Raw genomic sequence first — 19,562 nt, 5'->3', positions numbered from 1 at the left:
AACTTACCAACCAATTAGTGAATAAAGAACTGGAACATCGTTTTGTTACGGAGCTTGAGAACAATCAAAATATTGTTCACAAAGTGTGTAGTCTATATACAAATGACAGGGATTCCCATAACGATTTGTTCCAAGAAATTACGATTCAATTGTGGAAGGCCTATCCAAAATTCAGAGGAGACTCAAAATTCAGTACTTGGATGTATCGAGTAGCTCTGAACACGGCCATAACACTATACCGAAAATCCAAAAAAAGGGTAAAAACGCAAGACTATGATTCGTTGATCTTTAAAATAAAAGCCGACGAATATGATGATACCCAGGAAAGACAATTAAAATTGATGTACGATGCGGTTAAACAACTTGGTGATATTGACAAAGCCTTGGTATTTCTTTACCTAGAGGATAAAGATTATTCAGAAATATCCGAAACATTGGGTATATCCGAAGTCAATGCGAGGGTAAAAATGAACCGTGTAAAAAATAAATTAAGGACCATACTAAATCCGTAGAAAATGGTGGATGAACTGGAACTCCTAAAGAAAGACTGGCAGAAGAAAGAAGCACATCTTCCCAAACTGTCCTATGATGAAATTTATAAGATGATTTGGAAAAAATCGTCTTCTATAGTGAAGTGGATATTTTATATCAGTATAATTGAATTTATACTCCCTCATTTGCTGTATCTCGTACCCTCTATGCGGAACAATTTGGATATCTATTCCAATTTAGGGTTGACCAATGTAATTTTGGTAGTTAGCATCCTTCAATACGTAGTGATTTTCTACTTCATTTACCAATTCTACAATAGGTATCGGGAAATTTCTGTATTGGACAATGCAAAGCAACTCACTTCCAATATCCTTAGAACTCGAAAAACGGTAAAGTACTATGTCTTCTTTTCCCTATCCATGGTAATGTTGACATTCATAATGTTGATAGTAGGTATCTACTTTAGCGATAATGTGCTTGAAACCTTGAACCTAACTGATAAGTTGGATACAGTACCTATGGAAAATATCAAACTGATAGTTATGGGTAGTTTTGCGATATTTGGCATCCTGTTTACCTTGGCCTTGGGAGGAGTATATTTTCTGCTCTACGGTCTATTGACCAGAAAATTGAGGAATAATTACAGAGAATTGCAAAAATTAGAAGTTTAATCCCCTTTATAACTGTAGCGTCTTTTTTGATGTTCCTTTTCGTAAGCGGCCAATTCTTCCTGAGAAATCACCTTCAAAAATGAAGGATGCTGTTCAATGGCATATTCCAATTTCTCTATAATAGAATCTATGGATTCGTTATCGTAATCAATCTCCAAAGGAGCCTTAATTTGCATGGATTGTAGTATTCCCTTCTTTTTTACCCGAAGTCCTTTCTTATCAAATGAACGTCTAAATCCATCAATGACCACGGGAACCACAACAGGTTTATATCTTTTAATAATATGGGCCGTACCTTTACGCAAAGGCTTCCAAGGAGTGGTTGTCCCTTGCGGGAAAGTGATTACCCAACCATCGTTCAAAGCTTTGGCGATATTGCTGATATCGCTCATCTTTACCTGTCTGTTCACATCCTGTCCTGCTGACCGCCATGTCCGTTCAATACTTATGGAACCTGCATAGGCCAAAACTTTGGTCAGCAAACTTTTTTTCATGGTTTCTTTAGCAGCAACGTAATAGATATTGAGCTTGGGGTTCCAGAGATAGGTCAGGTTCTTAATATTATCCTCCCTACCGCTTAAACTTGCATTAAAAACGTGGAACATAGCCACAACATCCGCAAAATAGGTTTGGTGGTTACTTACAAAAAGTACATTCGTATCAGGAAGGTCTCTAATAATTTGAGACCCTTCAATTTCTAAAGTATTGAACCCTTTATAGCGTTGATGGGTTATCATTCCTGCTATACGAATCAACCAACGTTTTAGAAATAAGATATGACCGAAAGGATTTTCCTTGAACAAGCCCATAAGGTACCGTTGAGCGGCAAATTTACAAAATAGCCGCTAAAGCACCTGTTTTAAAAGCTCTTGGATTTCACTCATCATCATGGCGGTAGCGCCCCAAACGGTATAACCATTTAGTTTATAAGCTGGTACATTAATGTTTTTAGCATAAGAAGTACTCAAGATTTCTTCAATATAATTGGAATCATCTAAAAAATCCCTTAAATACACCTCTACTAAGCTTTCTACCTCGCTTTCCTGAATGACAAATGGCCTTGGATTTGAATAGATTCCTATAAAGGGCTGTACCATGAAGTTACTTGGGGGAATGTACACCTCACTCAATGTTTTGATTACTTCCACTTCGGAAGGCGGCACACCTACCTCTTCATGAGTCTCACGAAGAGCCGTATCCATAAGATCACGGTCATATTCCTCTACCTTTCCCCCCGGAAATCCAATTTGATTGGAATGAACTCCTTGATAGGCCTTTCTAAGAATTAATAAAAGTTTAGTTTTTCGGGATGTATCAGGATAAAAAAGGGCCATTACCCCTGCCCTCTTAGGGTTCATTTTTTCAATTGCATTGGATTTAAGCCATTCAACCCGCATGGCAGGAGACATTTTATAATGGGAATCTGCACCGGGAAGTGGTAGATTTTTTATTTTTAGAGCTATTTGACAAAATTCACTAAAATCCATGTTGTTGAGACAATCGACTGTAATTGCAAGTATACTACTATTTTTTCTGGCCTCCTGTGGAGAAAATCCCAAAAAAGACATTACCAAAAATGAAGAAACTTCGATAAAGAAAGATTCTATCCCTGAACAAAAAAATGATATTCAACAGGAAGATTCCAAAGAAGTTGAAGAAGCCTTTGCGTTAAATGAAGAAAATGTTATTGATTTCTTCTTCAATTATGCAAAAGACCTAAAAGCCAACAAAGTAAAATTAACCACATCCATGGGTAGTTTTACTGTAGAACTATATGATAATGTACCTTATCACAAGGCCAACTTCATGTATCTGGCTCGACAAAAGTACTTTGATAGCACCCAGTTTCATCGGGTTGTAAAAGATTTTATCATTCAAGGTGGAAATTCGGATGACAAAAGAACAGCACGAAAACGTAAGGAAATCGGTCGCTACTTGCTGCCCCCTGATGCAAAAAAAGGGTACAAACATCACAGAGGTACTATTTCAATGCCCAGCAGCGAAAGAGATAACCCGCATAAATTAGCCTCTCCCTACGAATTTTTCATTGTGGTGACCAAACCCGGTTCTTATCACTTGGATGGATCCTACACACCATTCGGAAGAGTCATTGAAGGCATGGATGTAGTTGATGCCATCAATAAAGTAGCTGTTGGGGATGGGGATTGGCCTTGGCAAAATATATATATTTTAAAAGCTGAAGTATTGTAACTAAAGCCAATCAAAAGCACCATGATCAGGACCGAAGAATTTATTTATTCCGATGCACAACAAAACTATCAAGGTATAGTTGCGTTTGACGACTCTTTCGAAGACAAACGACCTGTTGTTTTAATTTCCCATAGTTATGGAGGGCAAGGGAAATTTGATGAAGACAAGGCTGTGGCTCTAGCAAATTTAGGTTATTTAGCTTTCGCCATTGATGTTTACGGTCAGGGAAGAAGAGCTTCCAATACTTCAGAGGCAGAAGCTTTAATGAACGAAATGCTTGCTGACCGCCAAGAGTTGTTAAACAGATTATTACTTGCTCTGGATAAAATCAAAAAACACGAACTAGCCAATACTGATAAAATTGGAGCTATTGGTTTTTGTTTTGGAGGTAAATGTGTGTTGGATTTAGCCCGTTCTGGTATAGAAATTGGCGGAGTGGTAAGCTTTCACGGTATTTTTGACCCGCCAGGCCTTAACCACAAAGGAGATATCAAAGCAAAGGTTTTGGTGTTACATGGATGGGAAGACCCTTTGGCATTGCCCAAAGACATTAATCTGTTGGGACAGGAGCTTACGCAACGTAATGCCGTTTGGGAGATGGATATTTACGGGCATACCGGGCACGCATTTACAAACCCCAAGGCCAAAGCTCCTAATCAGGGGATGATGTTCAATGCTTTAGCAAATGATAGGTCATGGCGGCGTATGGTCAACTTCTTTGAAGAAGTTTTTGCCAACTAAACTTTACTGGTTCTGAAGAGTTTCCATATGCTTTGGAAGCACTATGGATTTTTTTCTTTTGAGGTTCCAATAGGATCAATAAAGCGGCAATAATTATTAAGTTTTTCATGATGTATTGCCCTAACAAGGTTAATTGTAATAGACCGCTGTTAAACGTTTCTTCTGGAAAGAAGACCAATGGAGTAAAGGTGAAAACCATATGCAACAAAGCCAACAGTATGGTAGTTCTGCGGAAAAGGTTAACTATCAACAACACCCCTATTCCAACTTCCCAAATGGCCAAAAGAATTATGGCAATATCATCTGCAATAAGTCCAAAGGTCAATTCGTGAATGGTATTTTTTGCAAGACTTTCTGCCGGACTCAAATTTGGGAAAAATTTGAGCATACCAAACCACAGATACACTAATCCTACTGATATTGCTAAAATGCTATTCTTGGTCTTTGCCTTCATTGTTTGTGGGTTTGGTTGTTATAGGATAAAAGAATCTCTTTCAAAAACCAAAATACGATGTTCACAGCCCTACCAAAACTAATGAATAGGTAAAAAAACTTAAAGAACGATTAATTCTATTAATCAAAAATTAACGAAGCTTAAAGAATGGATATATTTGGTTTACTTAGCAAGTGTCTTGAAGAAACAAATAATTTATATCACAATTTTTGTCGTTTCCATTCTGGGGCTTGCATTTATACAATATAGATATTTACAAATAGGTCTTAGTCTTGCCAAAGTACAGTTTAACAAAAAAGTACAGGGTACGGTCACCGACATTAAAACCGACCTAAGCACAGAAAACCAACTAACATTTTTGGTGGGCAAAGCACTCCAAAAAGATGACACGTATTTTACATTAAGCTTGGACAGTGTTCAAGATGCCTCAAGTTTTTATTTAAAAGACTTTATCGCAGAAAAATTGGTGATCCATGGATTGGAAACCAAATTTTCCTATACACTGCACACCAAAGACAGTTTGTACTATCTAAAATCCCCAATCAATTTTGAAAATGAGGATAATTTAGTTTCATATCCAATAGAACTGTATGGGTACTTGCCTGATCTTATTGACCAAAGATTGGTATTGGACCTACAGTTTAAAAATCTCAATACTTATTTCTTAGGTCAGCTAAATGGTTTGACTCTACCCAGTTTACTTTTCATTTTGGGGATAATCATAGCCATTATTTGGGCACTGAAAACTTACTATTGGCAGCAAAATGTAATTACCACGACCAATGAATTCATCAACAACCTTACTCACGAGCTCAAAACTCCGGTATTTTCCATAAGCTTGGCCACTAAGTTGTTGGATGAAGAAGCCACGCCCAAGCAAAAAAATGTGGTTTCATTGATTCGGCAACAAACCAATCGATTATCGGCACACATTGACAAGGTATTGGAATTGGGCAATCTAGAGCACAAGAAAAATGTTATTTCTCTGGAACTATTGGATTTTCATCCCTTTTTGAAAAAACTGTGTCAAGAATTTGAAACACTTTCCACTATTCAAAACATAGATTTTAAATACAATTTGGAAGAAGGACCTTATTGGTTAAAAGCAGAACCGTTCCATTTGGGAAATGCAGTAAATAATCTTTTGGATAATGCGAACAAATATTCGGAAGAGCCAAAAATCACTCTCAGTGCATTTAAACAAAATGATGATCTCATCATTTCGGTGGAAGATAACGGTCATGGCATTGACCCTAAAGATCATGAACGTATCTTTAAAAAATATTACAGGGTTCCCAATAAAGACATCCATAATGTAAAAGGATATGGCTTGGGCTTAAGCTACGCAAAAAGAGTAATCAACCGATTTAAGGGTAAAATTCTCTTGGAAAGCGAACCCAGAAAAGGAACAAAAATTTCTATCGTATTACGATTGAACAAAAATGGAATACAAGCATAACATATTACTGGTTGAAGATGATGAATCATTAGGATATTTGCTTTCGGAATATCTTAAAATGAAGGGATTGGATGTAAACTGGGTTCAGGACGGCACCAAGGTGATGGACGCCCTGTCCCAAAACCTGTTTGATTTAATCGTACTGGATATTATGATGCCCAAGGTAGACGGATTTACTCTGGCCACAGAAATCAAAAAACAATATCCAGATATCCCTTTTATTTTCTTAACGGCAAAATCTCTTAAAGTTGATGTCCTCAAAGGATTCTCCGTTGGCGCTTTGGATTACTTGAAAAAACCAATAGATGAGGAAGAATTGGTCACCCGAATTATGGCCCACTTATCTAGGTTGGGTAAAAACACCTTCCAAACTGTTGAAGAAGACATCATGCAAATTGGGTTGTATACTTTTGACAGCCGCAACAATGAGCTTCAATATGATGACGAAAGCATCCGGTTAACTGCCCGTGAAAATGAACTTCTAAAGTTTTTAGTGGCCAATAAAAACAATCTGTGCTCCCACAAGGATATTCTAGTAAGAATCTGGGGTAATAATGATTATTTCAATAGGAAAAGTTTGAATGTCTTCATAACCCACCTTAGAAAACATCTAGAAAAAGATCCTTCCCTAAAAATTGAAAATGTTCACGGTAGAGGTTTTGTTCTAAAAACACAGGAATAACCCGTTGTCTTTTTTACTATTTCACTCTTAATTATTTGAACATGAAATATTAAAACAGCATACGCTCCCGTCACCCTGAATTTATTTCAGGGTCATACTTCATAATTACTTAATGAAAAAATGTAATGTGATACTGAAACGAGTTCAGCATGACGTAATTCTGAAAAACTCTATTTCTAAATGCACAAGTAATAAACTTAAGTTTTACGGTTATAGGGATTTTCCATAAATATTGGGCAAACGTATCCCAAATTTCACGGCCAAAATGCGCAAAATAATCACTATAATTATGGCACTTACATAGGCATAACCTTCAGGAATGTAAAATAACAGCAAAATAAAATAGCTGCCCCCTCCCAAAATACAGGCAGTTGCATAAATCTCTTTTCTGAAAATAACCGGAATTTCATTGCAAAGAATATCTCGGATAACGCCGCCAAAACAAGCGGTCATGGTACCCAAAGCAATGCACATTATCGGAAGAAGCTCAGCCTGTAGCCCTTTTTCAACTCCAACCATAGTATAAAGTCCAATTCCAATCGTATCAAACAAAAACAAGGATTTCCTAAGGTATTTTAATTGATTCACAAAAATGATGGCAAAAACCACGGTAACCAAAATTGTGGTCATATAGGTCAAATCTCTCATCCAAACCACAGGAGTATTCCCAATCAACAAATCCCTTAAAGTTCCACCTCCTATTGCCGTTACAAAAGCAATAATGAGCACACCAAAAAGGTCCAACCGTTTTTCCATGGCTACCAAAACCCCAGAAATGGCAAAGGCCACTGTACCCAAAATATCTATGGCTTGATAGAACATTTTACATTTTTTGGGTAAAGTAATTATAATCTTTGAGCACGGTGTCCAAATAAGGCACATCGTACAAATTGGAGTTGGTCTGAAGAATGCTTTCCACCTTAACCCTTAGTGCTGTGAGGGTTTTAAAATCTCCACTTTTTCTAGCAATATAAAAAGTCTCTTTGATCAGTCGCACATCTTTATCCGTAAGCAAAGTGACATTGGTAAACTGCGGTTCATATTCCTCGTTCACTTCTTCCAAAATGGTATGGGAAACCTTCGTTTTTTTCTTGGTGCTTATAACAACCGTTCCGGCGGCGGCATCACCAACTCGCTGACGCTTTTCTGAAAAAAGTATGCTCAAAATACCTATGGAGCCCAAAAAAATCCAAATATCCACCAACCGAAGCATCCATCGAACCAAAAGATTGCTCCAATGTACAGGAGTACCATCAACACGGACAACGCGCATTTTTAATAACATTTTACCAACAGTCTGACCATTAAAAATGCTGTGCATCAACAAAGAATAGAACATGGCCGGTAAAAAAATAAGCGATGCCAAACCACGTTGGGTCCAAGTATCCTCATAAATAAAACCAATGGCATTACTGATCAAACTTACCAAGTAAGCATACATGTACAGGATAAGACCATCGATAAGGAAAGCAACAATTCGCTCCCCAATACTTACAATCTTATAATCTAAATTGACATTTTGCGTTGTATTGATTTGGAGGTTACTCATATAACCGTAATTTTAGCTTTAGGAATTTCTACGTATGCGCGAAGCTGCCTTTGTGAAGCAAAATAAGGAAAAATGGATCGCTTTTGAAAAAGCGGTCGCATTAGGTTCCAATACTGATCCCGATGTCCTTGTGGATGGATATATCCAACTTACAAATGACTTGGCCTACGCGCAAACCTATTACGCCGAAAGCAAGACTTTATTGTATTTAAATTCTTTGGCCTCTCAAGCCCATCAAAAAATATATAAGAACAAAAAAGAGTCGGGAAACCGAATAATTGATTTCTGGAAGGTAGAATTCCCATTGTTTTTCATACAATATCATAAAACACTTTTAGTGGCTTTTCTTATTTTTTTGGTAGCCACGGCCATCGGTAGTATTTCTGCCCTAAATGATTCTTCTTTTGTGAGACTTATTTTAGGTGATGGCTATGTGAATGAGACCTTGAACAATATTGCAAAAGGGGAACCAACCGCCATTTATAAAAGCGGAAGCGAAATAGGAACTTTTTTAGGAATTACCATCAATAACATTAGAGTTGCATTTTTGGCTTTTGCCTTTGGGGTTATCACCAGTATTGGTACAGGCTACATATTGTTCAATAACGGTGTTATGTTGGGAGCTTTCATCACCTTCTTTTACACCAAGGGTGTATTTTTTGAGGCCAACCGACAAATTTGGCTGCATGGTACCATTGAAATATCCGTGATTATTATAGCCGGCTGTGCAGGGTTGATCATGGGCAACAGTATTTTGTTTCCAAAGACATTTTCCAGACGGGTTTCTTTTATGAAAGGTGCCAAAGATGGTTTAAAAGTGGTCGTGAGCACCATTCCTTTTTTCATTATCGCCGGATTTATTGAAGGCTTTATCACCCGCTATGCCAACATGCCCGACTGGCTGGCATTTTCAATCATTGGAGGATCATTGTTCCTCATCGTTTTCTATTATATCATTTATCCAATCCAACTGAATAGATCATATGCAAGACAAATACATTGAACTTAGGATCAACCGCGATTTTGGGGACATCCTTACTACCTACTTTGACTTTCTTAAACAGAATATTAAAAAATTTACTAATATCTTTCTAAGTTACAATGGGGTTTTTCTTGTTGGACTTTTGATTACCAGCTATTTGTTGGTTTCTGGGTTTGTTGGTTTGATTTCTGTAAATTCTGGTTTCTATGGAATTGAGGCAACTACTAGTTCTGAAGACACATATTGGATCTACATTATTGCCGGTGGTATTTTGTTCTTTGTAATATTCCTAATGGTTGCGGGCCTGAACTTTAGTCTCAGTTCGACTTACTTAATCAAATACGAGGAAAATAAGGGCTTGAATTTTGACAAAACACAAGTTTGGAATCTCACCAAGAATAATTTCGGGAGTACCATCCTGTTCATTCTCTTGCTGATTCCCATTTACCTACTTTTTATGATTGTATCGGTAATTTTTGCATTCATCCCATTGCTTGGCATGTTTGCCCAATATATTATACAATTTTTCCTTACTGCATGGATCGGGGTTTCCTTTTTTAATATGTTGGCAGAAAAAAAAGGAGTAACCGACGCATTTGGGGAGGGTTGGAATTTGGTGAGCAAAAACTTTTGGAGATCCGTTGGAATCAATTTTATACTTGGTTTGCTCAATGGTCTTTTAATGTTCATTGTTTTATTGATTCCAAGTATAATTATTGGGATTTACACTTTTCATGTGGTCGAAAACAATGTTGAAGTAGGGACTTCCATTGTTCCAACCATAATTTATACATTAGGGCTTTGCCTATTTTTGATTTTAATGGTCTATGCGCAATGCTTGGGTCAATTTGTGAATGGAATTCTGTACTATGCGCTACACGAAAAGACTTATAACGTTAACACAAGAAGTAAAATTGAACAAATAGGACAATCCAATTAGTGGCTAAAAGATTTACTTCCATATTTTTCGTTTTGTGGACATTCACATTGTTTGCCCAAAACGATACTATTGTCTTGCCTCTTGATGAAGCATCCATACTTTATGAGCGAAGTATTCCTGATGATTTAAGCAAAAAATATACTGGGGATGACTTCAACTATAATGTAAAGACTGGTGAATCACAAAACTTATTGGCCCGTTTTCTACGTTGGTTGATGAACAGCATTGGAGAGACTTTTGGTTTTGATATTTCACCAAAAACCTTGTTGATTTTAGAGTACATCATCTATGCCCTGATTGGGCTTTTGGTAATTTATGTATTGGTAAGGGTCTTCATCAACGAAAAATTCAATGCCATATTTTCCAAAAAGGCAAAGTCCATTGTGGACATCGACCTTGCCGAGCAACATATTGAAAATGTGGATTTGGATGCACTTATGACAGCTGCCCTCAAAGCAAAAAATTATCGGCTTGCGGTGCGCTACCAATTTCTCAAAATTCTCAAGTTATTGTCCCAAAAAGATATTATCGATTGGCATTTTGACAAGACCAATGTGGATTACGAACGGGAAATTAGTGAAGTCCAACTTCAAAAGGAATTTAAAAAAGCTTCATACCTGTATGAAAATATTTGGTATGGTGAACAACCTATTGACGAATCTGGCTATAACAAAACTAGTGCGCGTTTTGCCAACCTTAGCAATCTAATACCACAATAGCCATGGACCGGAAATCTAAAATTGTCATTGCCATATTTGTCCTAACGGTTGTTGGAATCATTGTTACCGAAATTGTCCGTCCCAAACCTATTAATTGGCGTCCTTCTTATACCTCAACAGATAAAATCCCTTTTGGTTGCTATGTGTTGTACAATGAATTAGCATCATTATTCCCTGAAGGTTCCATTGAAACAGTTGAAAAGAGCGTTTACGATGTACTGGCTGATCAAGATACTACTTTGTCCACTAATTATATGTTCATCAATGAATATGTTGATTTAGATCGACAAGAAACTCATCAACTTCTGGATTATGTGGACCAAGGAAATACCGTTTTTATTGCTGCCACTGGGTTTGGATGGCCACTGGCCGACACATTGAATATCAGTATCGCTTCTGAATACAATTTAAAAGAAGATACTGCCACTTTAACCATGACCCATAAAAATTTCAACCAAGAGGAGTTTAAACTATCCCGTGGTGTTTATAGTTCGCACTTTACCAGCGTTGATTCAACCAACACAACCATATTGGGGCATATTACCTACACCAAGGAAAATTTTCTGGAAGATCAACCCAATGAGGTGCTGACCAAACCCAACTTTATAAAAACCAAGTTCGGCAAAGGACACTTTTTGATTAACACAACACCACAAGCATACTCCAATTTTTATATGCTCAAAGGCAACCAAGATTATGTCTCCCATACTTTTTCTTATTTATCTGATGAGAAAATGCTCTACTGGGACAATTACAAAAAGGCAGGCAGAGTGGTCATTGACTCACCTATGCGTTTTGTACTTACCCAAAATGCACTAAAATGGGCGTATTATTTAACAGTTTTGGGGCTTTTACTCTTTGTTTTTTTTCGAGGGAAACGTGAACAGCGCATTATTCCAATTATTGAACCCTTGAAAAATTCATCAGTTGGGTTTGCCCAAGCAGTAGGCTCGCTCTATCATCAAAATAAAGATTATACAGACCTCATCCATAAAAAATTGAATTATTTTCTGGCCTATCTTAGAAGCCGGTATTATATCGATACCGCCCAACTCAATGAAAAAACCATACAAATTTTGGCTTCCAAGGCAGGTAAAAGTATTCAAGAGACCAAAGATTTAATAGAATTCATCCTTAGATTGAAAAATAAAAGCTCCCATACTGAGCATGACAGTATTCAACTCAATAAAAAAATAACCGCTTTTAAGCAATAAGCATATGGAAGAAAAAGAACCACAAGACGATTCATTGCAGTTTAGTTCACGGGTAGACCTTACAAAATTACAAGAGGCCGTTGCTCAAATTAAATCGGAATTGGGCAAAGTCATCATAGGACAACAAGATATGATAGAGTTGCTCATCATTTCTATTTTGGCCAATGGGCATTCCTTGATTGAAGGAGTTCCTGGTGTTGCCAAAACAGTCACCGCTAAGTTATTGGCCAAGACCATGAATGTAGACTTCAGTCGTATTCAGTTCACACCGGATCTTATGCCAAGTGATATTTTGGGCACCTCAATTTTCAATATAAAGACTTCAGAGTTTGAGTTTAAAAAAGGACCGTTGTTTTCCAATATTATTTTGATTGATGAAATCAACAGAGCCCCTGCCAAGACCCAAGCCGCTCTTTTTGAATCCATGGCAGAAAGACAGATTACCATGGACGGTCTGGAGTATGCCATGGAACCCCCATTTTTGGTCTTTGCCACTCAAAATCCTATTGAACAGGAAGGAACCTACAGATTGCCAGAAGCCCAATTGGATCGTTTCCTGTTTAAAATCAATGTAAACTACCCTTCCTTGGAAGAGGAAATCCAGATTTTGGAAAGCAAGCATGAACAAAAGGATCAAGTGGAAGAAGATTTGGTCAATACCTTGCTTTCGGCCAAACAAATAGCAGAATACCAAAGCACCATTAAAGAGATTATAGTGGAGAAAAATCTCCTCAAATATATCGCTTCCATTGTGGACAATACACGTACCAATGCCAACCTGTACCTTGGTGCATCTCCAAGAGCTTCCATTGCCATTATGGATGCATCCAAATCACTAGCAGCAATCAACGGCAGGGATTTTATAACCCCAGATGATATTAAAAAAGTAGCTGCACCTGTTTTGGCCCATAGAATTATGTTGACCCCTGAACGCGAAATGGAGGGATTGACAGCCGAGCAAGTGGTAAAACAAATTGTGGATAGTATAGAAATCCCTAGATAATACGTTCGTGAAGAAATTTTTTAGGCCCATATTTTTGCAAAAGCGTTTTTTTATCGCTTTGACCATCATCATCATAGGTTTTTTGGTTTCCTATATGGTTCCGAATATTTATGGCGCTTTTAAAATATTATTTTACGTATTCGTCCTATTATTGGTTGTGGATGCACTAATGTTGTTTGCTTCCAAAGGAAAGATTCAAGCGCAACGCATACTTCCGGACAAACTTTCCAATGGTGATGATAATCCTATCCAACTCAAACTTACCAACACTTATCTTTTTCCTATCAGTGTAAAAATTATAGATGAGATTCCATTTCAATTTCAAAAAAGGGATTTTGGTGTAACAAGTAAAATAGTTAGTGGAGGAAACAAACAATATGCCTACCAATTGAGACCTACTGAACGTGGTGTGTACGCATTTGGAAGTCTAAATGTTTTTGCAAGCTCCACTATTGGTTTTTTGGCAAGAAAATATGCTTTTGACACTTCTCAAGAAGTTCCGGTATACCCTTCTTTTTTACAATTGCAAAAATATGATCTACTGGCTTTTACAAGTCGCCTACATGAGTTTGGCTTAAAGAAAATAAGGCGTATTGGCCATACCATGGAGTTTGAACAAATCAAGGAATATGTTTTGGGAGATGACATCCGCAACATCAACTGGAAAGCAACTGCCAAACGCAACCAATTGATGGTCAATCAATACCAAGATGAAAAATCCCAACCTGTGTATTCTGTCATTGATAAGGGAAGGGTCATGAAAATGCCCTTTAATGAATTGAGCTTGTTGGACTATGCTATCAATGCTACTTTGGTCATCAGTAATATCGCCTTAAAAAAACAGGATAAGGCAGGAATGTTCTCTTTTAGTGATAAAATTGAAAATCGGGTTGTAGCCGAACGAAGAAGTTCACAAATGAATTTGATTTTAGAGACACTTTACAATTTAAATACCAATTTTATTGAAAGTGACTTCAGTAGATTGTACATTGATGTCAAGCGAAATCTGAATCAGCGTAGTTTGTTATTGTTGTATACCAATTTCGAAACTATGGATGCGCTTCACAGACAACTTCCCTATTTGACGGCAATAGCCAAACAGCATTTATTGGTGGTCATCTTTTTTGAAAATACCGAACTCAATGAATTTGCAAACAACAAAGCGCAAAATGTACGACAGATTTTTGAGCAGACCATTGCTGAAAAGTTCATTTACGAAAAGAAATTGATTGTAAATGAGCTAAGAAAACACGGTATCCAGACCATTTTGACCAAACCTGAAAATTTGACCGTCAATACCATCAATAAATATCTGGAAATTAAAGCTAGAGGCCTTATTTAGTCTGAAGAATCGCTTGCGGGATTCCAAAAGAGTTTAAGGAAGGAAGTTTACCATCGTACACAACAAATTCAGTATTTATTGGTAACGATTCAAATTTTTGCTCTTTAAAATCTACATGCGAATATTGTCCACGTAGTCTTTTTTCTTTGTCTTTCTTAGAAAAAAGTTCGATAGTCACACCAACTGTTACACCACCAAGAACTGTTGCGGCTAAATCGTCGTTGTCCCAACCGTTATCTTGTTGGCCAGAATCCACAGCTTCTTTAGCGACACCTATTATGGCACTTCCCGCAACAGAGCCTATAAAAGTCCATACGCGATTTCCATCAGACATTTGTTTAGCAATACCAGCTCCTGCCAAACCAAAAAGGTTTCCTCCCAGAAAATGAAGTGCTTTGTCTCGCTCTACTTGACCATGGCAATACGAAGCGAGCATTAAAAAGACCAGTGTGGGGATTAGTGTTCTCATGCGCAGCGTAAATGTATAAAAAGTTTAGGTTTTGTGTACTTAAAGCCTATAAATCTTCTGCTTGCTGCTTGGCTTCATTAAATTCATCCATTAATTTTTGAACGATTTGCGCTGCGGGTTTTATTTCATGAATCAAACCAGAAACTTGTCCAATTTCCAATTCCCCTTCCTCCAAGTCACCTTCAAACATGCCTTTTTTTGCTCTTGCCCTACCTAACAAAGCTTTCAATTGCTCTACAGAAGCTCCATTTTTATAGGCATCTTGCACATCTTGATAGAATTTGTTCTTCAGTAGTCTAACTGGTGCCAGTTCTTTAAGAGTTAAATGAGTATCCCCTTCTTTAGCTTTAACCACCATTTCTTTGAACAAATCATGGGAAGAAGCCTCTGGACTGGCCACAAACCTGCTACCAACCTGTACTCCATCTGCACCCAATACCATAGCTGCCAACATGGCCCTTCCTGTGGCTATACCTCCTGCAGCTATCAAAGGAATTTGTATTTTTTCTTTTACTGAAGGAATGAGTACCATGGTTGTGGTTTCATCCCTTCCATTATGCCCCCCAGCCTCAAAACCCTCAGCTACTATGGCATCCACACCTGCTTCTTGGGCTTTCAGGGCAAATTTTACACTGCTCACCACATGTACCACAGTAATTCCGTTTTCTTTTAGAAAGGTTGTCCAAGTCTTTGGGTTTCCTGCTGAAGTAAACACAATTTTCACCCCAGAATTGACAATGATTTTCATCAACTCATCAATATCAGGATATAGCATCGGAACATTAACCCCAAAAGGTTTAGTGGTTGCCTTTTGGCATTTTTCAATATGTGCTTTGAGTACATCGGGATACATACTTCCCGCCCCCAATAATCCCAGTCCCCCAGCATTGGAAACCGCGGAAGCCAATTTCCATCCACTGGTCCAAATCATTCCTGCTTGAACAATGGGGTATTGAATATGAAAAAGGTTAGTGATTTTGTTTTGGGCCATATCATGAAATTACTCCTGAACCTACCAATTCATCTTCAATATACCAGGCAACAAATTGTCCTTCAGTAATGGCGGATTGTTTTTCTTTGAAATCCACGTAGAGTCCATTTTCAATCCTATATAAAGTAGCTTTCTGCAAAGGCTGCCTGTATCTAATTCGTGCCATTACCTCCATTGTTTCATCTACTTTCAAGGATAAATCAGGACGTACCCAATGCAATTCGTCTTCCTTAACAAAAAGTGTATGACGGTAGAGTCCAGGATGTTGTTTCCCTTGCCCCGTGTAGATAATATTCTTATCAACATCGGTATCAATAACAAATAATGGTTCTTTGGTACCTCCTACATTAAGTCCTTTACGTTGACCTATAGTAAAATAATGAGCTCCTTGATGTTCACCCACTACTTTTCCATCTGTTTCCGTATAAACAGGTTTTTCAGAATGAAATGCCAATTCTTCTCTCTTATTGGAAAAGCTGGGCTCCACAACATCGTATTGGTTTGCGTTGTTCGGCACTTCTACGATAACACCTTTCTTAGGTTTCAATTTTTGTTGAAGAAACTCTGGCAAATGCACTTTTCCTATAAAACACAATCCCTGTGAATCTTTCTTGTCAGCTGTGATCAAATCATTTTCTGCAGCTATTTGACGTACTTGCGGTTTGGTAAGTTCCCCAATTGGAAACAAGGTTTTGGACAATTGTTCTTGCGAAAGTTGGCATAAAAAATAAGATTGATCCTTATTATTGTCTTTTCCGGCTAAAAGCTGATAGGTTTCAGAACCATCTTCATTTTGTATAGTCCCTTTTCTACAATAATGTCCTGTAGCCACATAATCAGCCCCTAGTTGCAAAGCGATTTTTAAAAAGACATCAAACTTAATTTCCCTATTACACAGCACATCAGGATTAGGTGTTCTCCCCTTCTCATATTCACTAAACATGTAATCTACAATACGCTCCTTGTATTCTACACTTAAATCTACTGTCTGAAAGGGAATGCCCAATTTTTCTGCAACAATTAAAGCATCATTACTATCCTCTACCCATGGACATTCTTCTGAAATGATTACTGAATCATCATGCCAGTTTTTCATAAAAAGTCCGATAACGTCATACCCCTGCTCTTTAAGCAGGTAGGCCGTAACGCTCGAATCCACACCTCCAGAAAGTCCAACTACAACCTTTTTCATTTCAAAGTTTTATGGGTACAAAAATACAAAATGGTACTCATTGACTAACAATAGTCTATTCTATGGATACCTACCTTACAGTTAGAAAAATAAAAACCACATAGGTAGGCCAGTATTTCTATATAAGGCTTAATCAAATGTTTAAACCTAATACATCTTTATACTATTAATGAGATACAAATGATTAAATTAATTTATAATTAATTAAACAAAAGTGATTATATGTTTTTTACTTCTATCTAAATGAATAAGATTAAATTATTGATTTACAACATGCTTATAATAAGTAAAAAAACAAGAATAGCCTTACTTTTATACTTAATAATCAATACTTTATTAAAAATTTTATAAAATTTTCAAGTTAAACAGTTGACCTATACATCAATTTTGTTAAACTTTTTATAAAAAAACATAAACATAACGCAACCTTTTTTGTTCAAATATATCTTTAAAGCATTAAACAATTAATAATCTAAAGATATTCTCATGAAAGCACTAAAAAGATTGTCATTCTTATTATTCTTAACAATTATTGCGTCATGTTCCAATGACGACAACGAAAATCCTAATCCAACACCAGAAGAACAAAACAATGTTGTTGAAGCTGCACAGGCAACATCAGACCTCAGCAGCTTGGTAGCTGCACTACAAAAAGCGGACGAAAGTGCCGATAACGATTTGATTAGTGCTTTAAGTGGAGACGGCCCTTTCACCGTTTTTGCACCTACCAATGCTGCTTTTTCAGATTTATTGGCTCAACTAGATGGATTTGATTCCTTAGATGATTTCAACACTCAGGAATTGCAAAACCTTTTAGCCACCATTTTAACGTATCATGTAATTTCCGGAGCAGCAGCTTTAAGTACTGATTTGACCGATGGTCAAACTCTTACTACTCTTCAAGGAAGTACACTAACAGTTTCAACAGATGGTGGCGTATTTATCGGAGATGCCACCGATGTTGATGCTCAAGTAACTACTGCCAATGTTGAAACATCCAATGGGGTGGTACATATTATCAATAAAGTTTTGTTGCCACAAGCTATTCTTGATGAACTAGCAGATATCATTCTTGTTCCCATTACAGATTTAGCCATCGCCAATGAGAACTTACAAAGTCTAGTTGCTGCACTTACCGCAGCCAATGGTGATTTGCCAACGGTTTTACGTGGTGATGGTCCCTTTACCGTTTTAGCACCAACAGACGAGGCTTTTACCGCTTTCTTGGATGGAGCGGCGCTTGGTGACATTCCTGTTGATGTTCTTACCAATGTATTATTGAATCATGTTATTAGTGGCGAAATCATGTCCACAGACTTGACAACACTTGGTTCTGGATACGAAAACACCTTGGCTACTGGCGCAGGGGAGCAAAATATGAGTATTTTCTTCGATACATCAGACGGAGTAGTTTTCAACGGTGTTGCTACTGTGGATACTCCAAATGTAAAAGCATTGAATGGAGTTGTCCATGTAGTGGATGCTGTAATAGATTTGCCCAACATTGTTGACCATGCAGTTGCAAATCCCAATCTAACATCTCTGGTGGATGCCTTAACAGATGGAGGAAATACAACTTTCACTGACCTTCTTTCAAATGAAGAAGAAGAATTTACCGTTTTTGCACCTGTAAACGATGCTTTTGCTGCGTTTACCAATCAAAATTCAAATGCATTGGATGCCATTTTGTCTAACCATGTGGTAGTTGGGGCTTCCGCTTTCTCTTCAGGTTTGACCAATTCTTACGTAAACACAGCTGCTGAATTTGATACTGATGAAAATTTGAGCCTATACATTAATACAGATGATGGAGTAACGCTTAATGGAGTGAGCAACGTGGCTTTGGCAGATATTGTTGCCACAAATGGAGTTATACATGCTGTTGATGCTGTTATTGACCTACCAACAGTTGTAACATTCGCAACAGCAGACCCTAACTTCTCTACTTTGGTTCAAGCACTTACAGAATTAACCCCAGCAACAGATTTTGTTGCTGTACTTTCAGCACAAGATGGAGCAGGTTCTGACCCATTCACGGTTTTTGCACCTACTAACGATGCTTTTGCAGCACTTGCAGCAATACCTGCTGAAGATGATTTAACTCCTATTCTACAGCATCACGTTATTGGTGGAGCCAACATACGCTCTGGAGATTTAACTCCTGATGGAAATACAGTAACCCCAGCTACTTTGGAAGGAGATACCTTTACCATCACATTACCAGGCACAAATGGCAATATTGCCGATGTTACAGACGGGGCTGGTAATACAGGCATTGGGATTGATGCAGTTGACGTACAGGCCATCAATGGTGTAATTCATGTATTGGATGCCGTACTGATTCCTGACACTACCAATTAAAGCAGGTCAAATCCTATAAAAGTAGTCCTTATACTACAAAAAAAGCTCTCAAAACTAAACCTTTGAGAGCTTTTAATCTATTGCAATATA

General features: G+C 37.5%; 21 protein-coding genes. 13 read left to right on the top strand and 8 right to left on the bottom strand.

The window, feature by feature from the left end; genetic code table 11:
* The first annotated feature begins 17 nt into the window (after positions 1-17).
* Both HJC33_RS08710 and HJC33_RS08705 read left to right on the top strand, forming a co-directional pair.
* Positions 18-512, top strand: coding sequence for an RNA polymerase sigma factor (locus tag HJC33_RS08710; RefSeq protein ID WP_171658434.1), 495 nt, complete (start codon positions 18-20; stop codon positions 510-512).
* Positions 513-518: 6 nt separating this feature from the next.
* Positions 519-1,163: a hypothetical protein gene (locus HJC33_RS08705; protein WP_409557877.1), complete on the top strand. Its 645-nt coding sequence runs from the start codon at positions 519-521 to the stop codon at positions 1,161-1,163.
* Here the strand turns inward: HJC33_RS08705 and HJC33_RS08700 are convergent.
* Both HJC33_RS08700 and HJC33_RS08695 read right to left on the bottom strand, forming a co-directional pair.
* Complete coding sequence (locus tag HJC33_RS08700) at positions 1,160-1,972, bottom strand: lysophospholipid acyltransferase family protein (protein WP_171658432.1); 813 nt, start codon at positions 1,970-1,972, stop codon at positions 1,160-1,162. The two genes, HJC33_RS08705 and HJC33_RS08700, sit on opposite strands and share 4 nt — an antisense overlap.
* A 36-nt stretch (positions 1,973-2,008) precedes the next feature.
* Positions 2,009-2,650: an NUDIX hydrolase gene (locus HJC33_RS08695; RefSeq protein WP_171658431.1), complete on the bottom strand. Its 642-nt coding sequence runs from the start codon at positions 2,648-2,650 to the stop codon at positions 2,009-2,011.
* On the opposite strand from HJC33_RS08695, the gene HJC33_RS08690 reads away from it, so the two are divergent.
* The gene (locus HJC33_RS08690; protein WP_171658430.1) at positions 2,649-3,374 is read left to right on the top strand and encodes a peptidylprolyl isomerase; all 726 of its coding nucleotides are present in this window, start codon (positions 2,649-2,651) and stop codon (positions 3,372-3,374) included. The genes HJC33_RS08695 and HJC33_RS08690 overlap by 2 nt on opposite strands.
* Before the next feature lie 21 nt (positions 3,375-3,395).
* Positions 3,396-4,115 (top strand): dienelactone hydrolase family protein, encoded by a 720-nt coding sequence (locus tag HJC33_RS08685; protein WP_171658429.1) that lies wholly within the window; start codon positions 3,396-3,398, stop codon positions 4,113-4,115.
* Here HJC33_RS08685 and HJC33_RS08680 read toward each other — a convergent pair.
* Positions 4,084-4,569 carry a DoxX family protein gene (locus HJC33_RS08680; RefSeq protein ID WP_216366679.1) on the bottom strand — a complete coding sequence of 162 codons (486 nt, stop codon included), beginning with the start codon at positions 4,567-4,569 and terminating at the stop codon, positions 4,084-4,086. The genes HJC33_RS08685 and HJC33_RS08680 overlap by 32 nt on opposite strands.
* 178 nt (positions 4,570-4,747) lie before the next feature.
* Between HJC33_RS08680 and HJC33_RS08675 the strand changes: the two genes are divergently transcribed.
* A complete protein-coding gene (locus HJC33_RS08675) occupies positions 4,748-6,028 on the top strand; it encodes a sensor histidine kinase (RefSeq protein WP_171658428.1) in 1,281 nt (426 codons plus the stop codon).
* Positions 6,012-6,710 (top strand): response regulator transcription factor, encoded by a 699-nt coding sequence (locus HJC33_RS08670; RefSeq protein WP_171658427.1) that lies wholly within the window; start codon positions 6,012-6,014, stop codon positions 6,708-6,710. The genes HJC33_RS08675 and HJC33_RS08670 overlap by 17 nt, the downstream gene beginning before the upstream one ends.
* Positions 6,711-6,920: 210 nt before the next feature.
* Here the strand turns inward: HJC33_RS08670 and HJC33_RS08665 are convergent, their stop codons facing one another.
* A complete protein-coding gene (locus tag HJC33_RS08665; RefSeq protein WP_171658426.1) occupies positions 6,921-7,532 on the bottom strand; it encodes a trimeric intracellular cation channel family protein in 612 nt (203 codons plus the stop codon).
* Position 7,533: 1 nt separating this feature from the next.
* Positions 7,534-8,259 (bottom strand): RDD family protein, encoded by a 726-nt coding sequence (locus HJC33_RS08660; RefSeq protein ID WP_171658425.1) that lies wholly within the window; start codon positions 8,257-8,259, stop codon positions 7,534-7,536.
* 34 nt (positions 8,260-8,293) lie between these two features.
* Between HJC33_RS08660 and HJC33_RS08655 the strand changes: the two genes are divergently transcribed.
* The 6 genes from HJC33_RS08655 to HJC33_RS08630 are packed head-to-tail and all read left to right on the top strand — an operon-like array spanning position 8,294 to position 14,459.
* The gene (locus tag HJC33_RS08655; protein ID WP_171658424.1) at positions 8,294-9,262 is read left to right on the top strand and encodes a stage II sporulation protein M; all 969 of its coding nucleotides are present in this window, start codon (positions 8,294-8,296) and stop codon (positions 9,260-9,262) included.
* Positions 9,243-10,181: a hypothetical protein gene (locus HJC33_RS08650; RefSeq protein ID WP_171658423.1), complete on the top strand. Its 939-nt coding sequence runs from the start codon at positions 9,243-9,245 to the stop codon at positions 10,179-10,181. The genes HJC33_RS08655 and HJC33_RS08650 overlap by 20 nt, the downstream gene beginning before the upstream one ends.
* The gene (locus tag HJC33_RS08645; RefSeq protein WP_171658422.1) at positions 10,181-10,900 is read left to right on the top strand and encodes a DUF4129 domain-containing protein; all 720 of its coding nucleotides are present in this window, start codon (positions 10,181-10,183) and stop codon (positions 10,898-10,900) included. The genes HJC33_RS08650 and HJC33_RS08645 overlap by 1 nt, the downstream gene beginning before the upstream one ends.
* A gap of 2 nt (positions 10,901-10,902) precedes the next feature.
* Positions 10,903-12,114, top strand: a complete 1,212-nt coding sequence (locus HJC33_RS08640) for a DUF4350 domain-containing protein (protein ID WP_171658421.1) — start codon at positions 10,903-10,905, stop codon at positions 12,112-12,114.
* 4 nt (positions 12,115-12,118) lie between these two features.
* Positions 12,119-13,117, top strand: a complete 999-nt coding sequence (locus HJC33_RS08635) for an AAA family ATPase (RefSeq protein ID WP_171658420.1) — start codon at positions 12,119-12,121, stop codon at positions 13,115-13,117.
* A 7-nt stretch (positions 13,118-13,124) separates the two neighbouring features.
* Positions 13,125-14,459 carry a DUF58 domain-containing protein gene (locus HJC33_RS08630; RefSeq protein ID WP_272621393.1) on the top strand — a complete coding sequence of 445 codons (1,335 nt, stop codon included), beginning with the start codon at positions 13,125-13,127 and terminating at the stop codon, positions 14,457-14,459.
* Here HJC33_RS08630 and HJC33_RS08625 read toward each other — a convergent pair.
* Genes HJC33_RS08625 through mnmA form a run of 3 tightly spaced genes read right to left on the bottom strand, consistent with a single transcriptional unit; the run spans position 14,452 to position 17,111 of the window.
* Positions 14,452-14,928 carry a YfiM family lipoprotein gene (locus HJC33_RS08625; protein ID WP_216366678.1) on the bottom strand — a complete coding sequence of 159 codons (477 nt, stop codon included), beginning with the start codon at positions 14,926-14,928 and terminating at the stop codon, positions 14,452-14,454. The two genes, HJC33_RS08630 and HJC33_RS08625, sit on opposite strands and share 8 nt — an antisense overlap.
* Positions 14,929-14,974: 46 nt before the next feature.
* A complete protein-coding gene (locus HJC33_RS08620) occupies positions 14,975-15,919 on the bottom strand; it encodes an NAD(P)H-dependent flavin oxidoreductase (protein ID WP_171658419.1) in 945 nt (314 codons plus the stop codon).
* A 1-nt stretch (position 15,920) separates the two neighbouring features.
* Positions 15,921-17,111 (bottom strand): tRNA 2-thiouridine(34) synthase MnmA, encoded by a 1,191-nt coding sequence (gene mnmA, locus HJC33_RS08615; protein WP_171658418.1) that lies wholly within the window; start codon positions 17,109-17,111, stop codon positions 15,921-15,923.
* A 486-nt stretch (positions 17,112-17,597) separates the two neighbouring features.
* On the opposite strand from mnmA, the gene HJC33_RS08610 reads away from it, so the two are divergent.
* Positions 17,598-19,472, top strand: coding sequence for a fasciclin domain-containing protein (locus tag HJC33_RS08610; protein WP_171658417.1), 1,875 nt, complete (start codon positions 17,598-17,600; stop codon positions 19,470-19,472).
* Positions 19,473-19,562 lie beyond the last annotated feature (90 nt).

Origin of the sequence: Flagellimonas amphidinii (assembly GCF_013090115.1) — a bacterium.
Lineage (GTDB): Bacteria > Bacteroidota > Bacteroidia > Flavobacteriales > Flavobacteriaceae > Flagellimonas > Flagellimonas amphidinii.
This window is presented reverse-complemented; position numbering and strand designations above follow the sequence as displayed.

Excerpts from the sequence above, each read along its gene's own strand:
- HJC33_RS08700 (WP_171658432.1), bottom strand. The coding sequence starts at position 1,972 with ATGGGCTTGTTCAAGGAAAATCCTTTCGGTCATATCTTATTTCTAAAA.
- HJC33_RS08690 (WP_171658430.1), top strand. The coding sequence starts at position 2,649 with ATGTTGTTGAGACAATCGACTGTAATTGCAAGTATACTACTATTTTTT.
- HJC33_RS08695 (WP_171658431.1), bottom strand. The coding sequence starts at position 2,650 with ATGGATTTTAGTGAATTTTGTCAAATAGCTCTAAAAATAAAAAATCTA.
- HJC33_RS08685 (WP_171658429.1), top strand. The coding sequence starts at position 3,396 with ATGATCAGGACCGAAGAATTTATTTATTCCGATGCACAACAAAACTAT.
- HJC33_RS08680 (WP_216366679.1), bottom strand. The coding sequence starts at position 4,569 with ATGAAGGCAAAGACCAAGAATAGCATTTTAGCAATATCAGTAGGATTA.
- HJC33_RS08670 (WP_171658427.1), top strand. The coding sequence starts at position 6,012 with ATGGAATACAAGCATAACATATTACTGGTTGAAGATGATGAATCATTA.
- HJC33_RS08665 (WP_171658426.1), bottom strand. The coding sequence starts at position 7,532 with ATGTTCTATCAAGCCATAGATATTTTGGGTACAGTGGCCTTTGCCATT.
- HJC33_RS08660 (WP_171658425.1), bottom strand. The coding sequence starts at position 8,259 with ATGAGTAACCTCCAAATCAATACAACGCAAAATGTCAATTTAGATTAT.
- HJC33_RS08655 (WP_171658424.1), top strand. The coding sequence starts at position 8,294 with ATGCGCGAAGCTGCCTTTGTGAAGCAAAATAAGGAAAAATGGATCGCT.
- HJC33_RS08650 (WP_171658423.1), top strand. The coding sequence starts at position 9,243 with ATGCAAGACAAATACATTGAACTTAGGATCAACCGCGATTTTGGGGAC.
- HJC33_RS08640 (WP_171658421.1), top strand. The coding sequence starts at position 10,903 with ATGGACCGGAAATCTAAAATTGTCATTGCCATATTTGTCCTAACGGTT.
- HJC33_RS08635 (WP_171658420.1), top strand. The coding sequence starts at position 12,119 with ATGGAAGAAAAAGAACCACAAGACGATTCATTGCAGTTTAGTTCACGG.
- HJC33_RS08625 (WP_216366678.1), bottom strand. The coding sequence starts at position 14,928 with ATGAGAACACTAATCCCCACACTGGTCTTTTTAATGCTCGCTTCGTAT.
- HJC33_RS08620 (WP_171658419.1), bottom strand. The coding sequence starts at position 15,919 with ATGGCCCAAAACAAAATCACTAACCTTTTTCATATTCAATACCCCATT.
- mnmA (WP_171658418.1), bottom strand. The coding sequence starts at position 17,111 with ATGAAAAAGGTTGTAGTTGGACTTTCTGGAGGTGTGGATTCGAGCGTT.
- HJC33_RS08610 (WP_171658417.1), top strand. The coding sequence starts at position 17,598 with ATGAAAGCACTAAAAAGATTGTCATTCTTATTATTCTTAACAATTATT.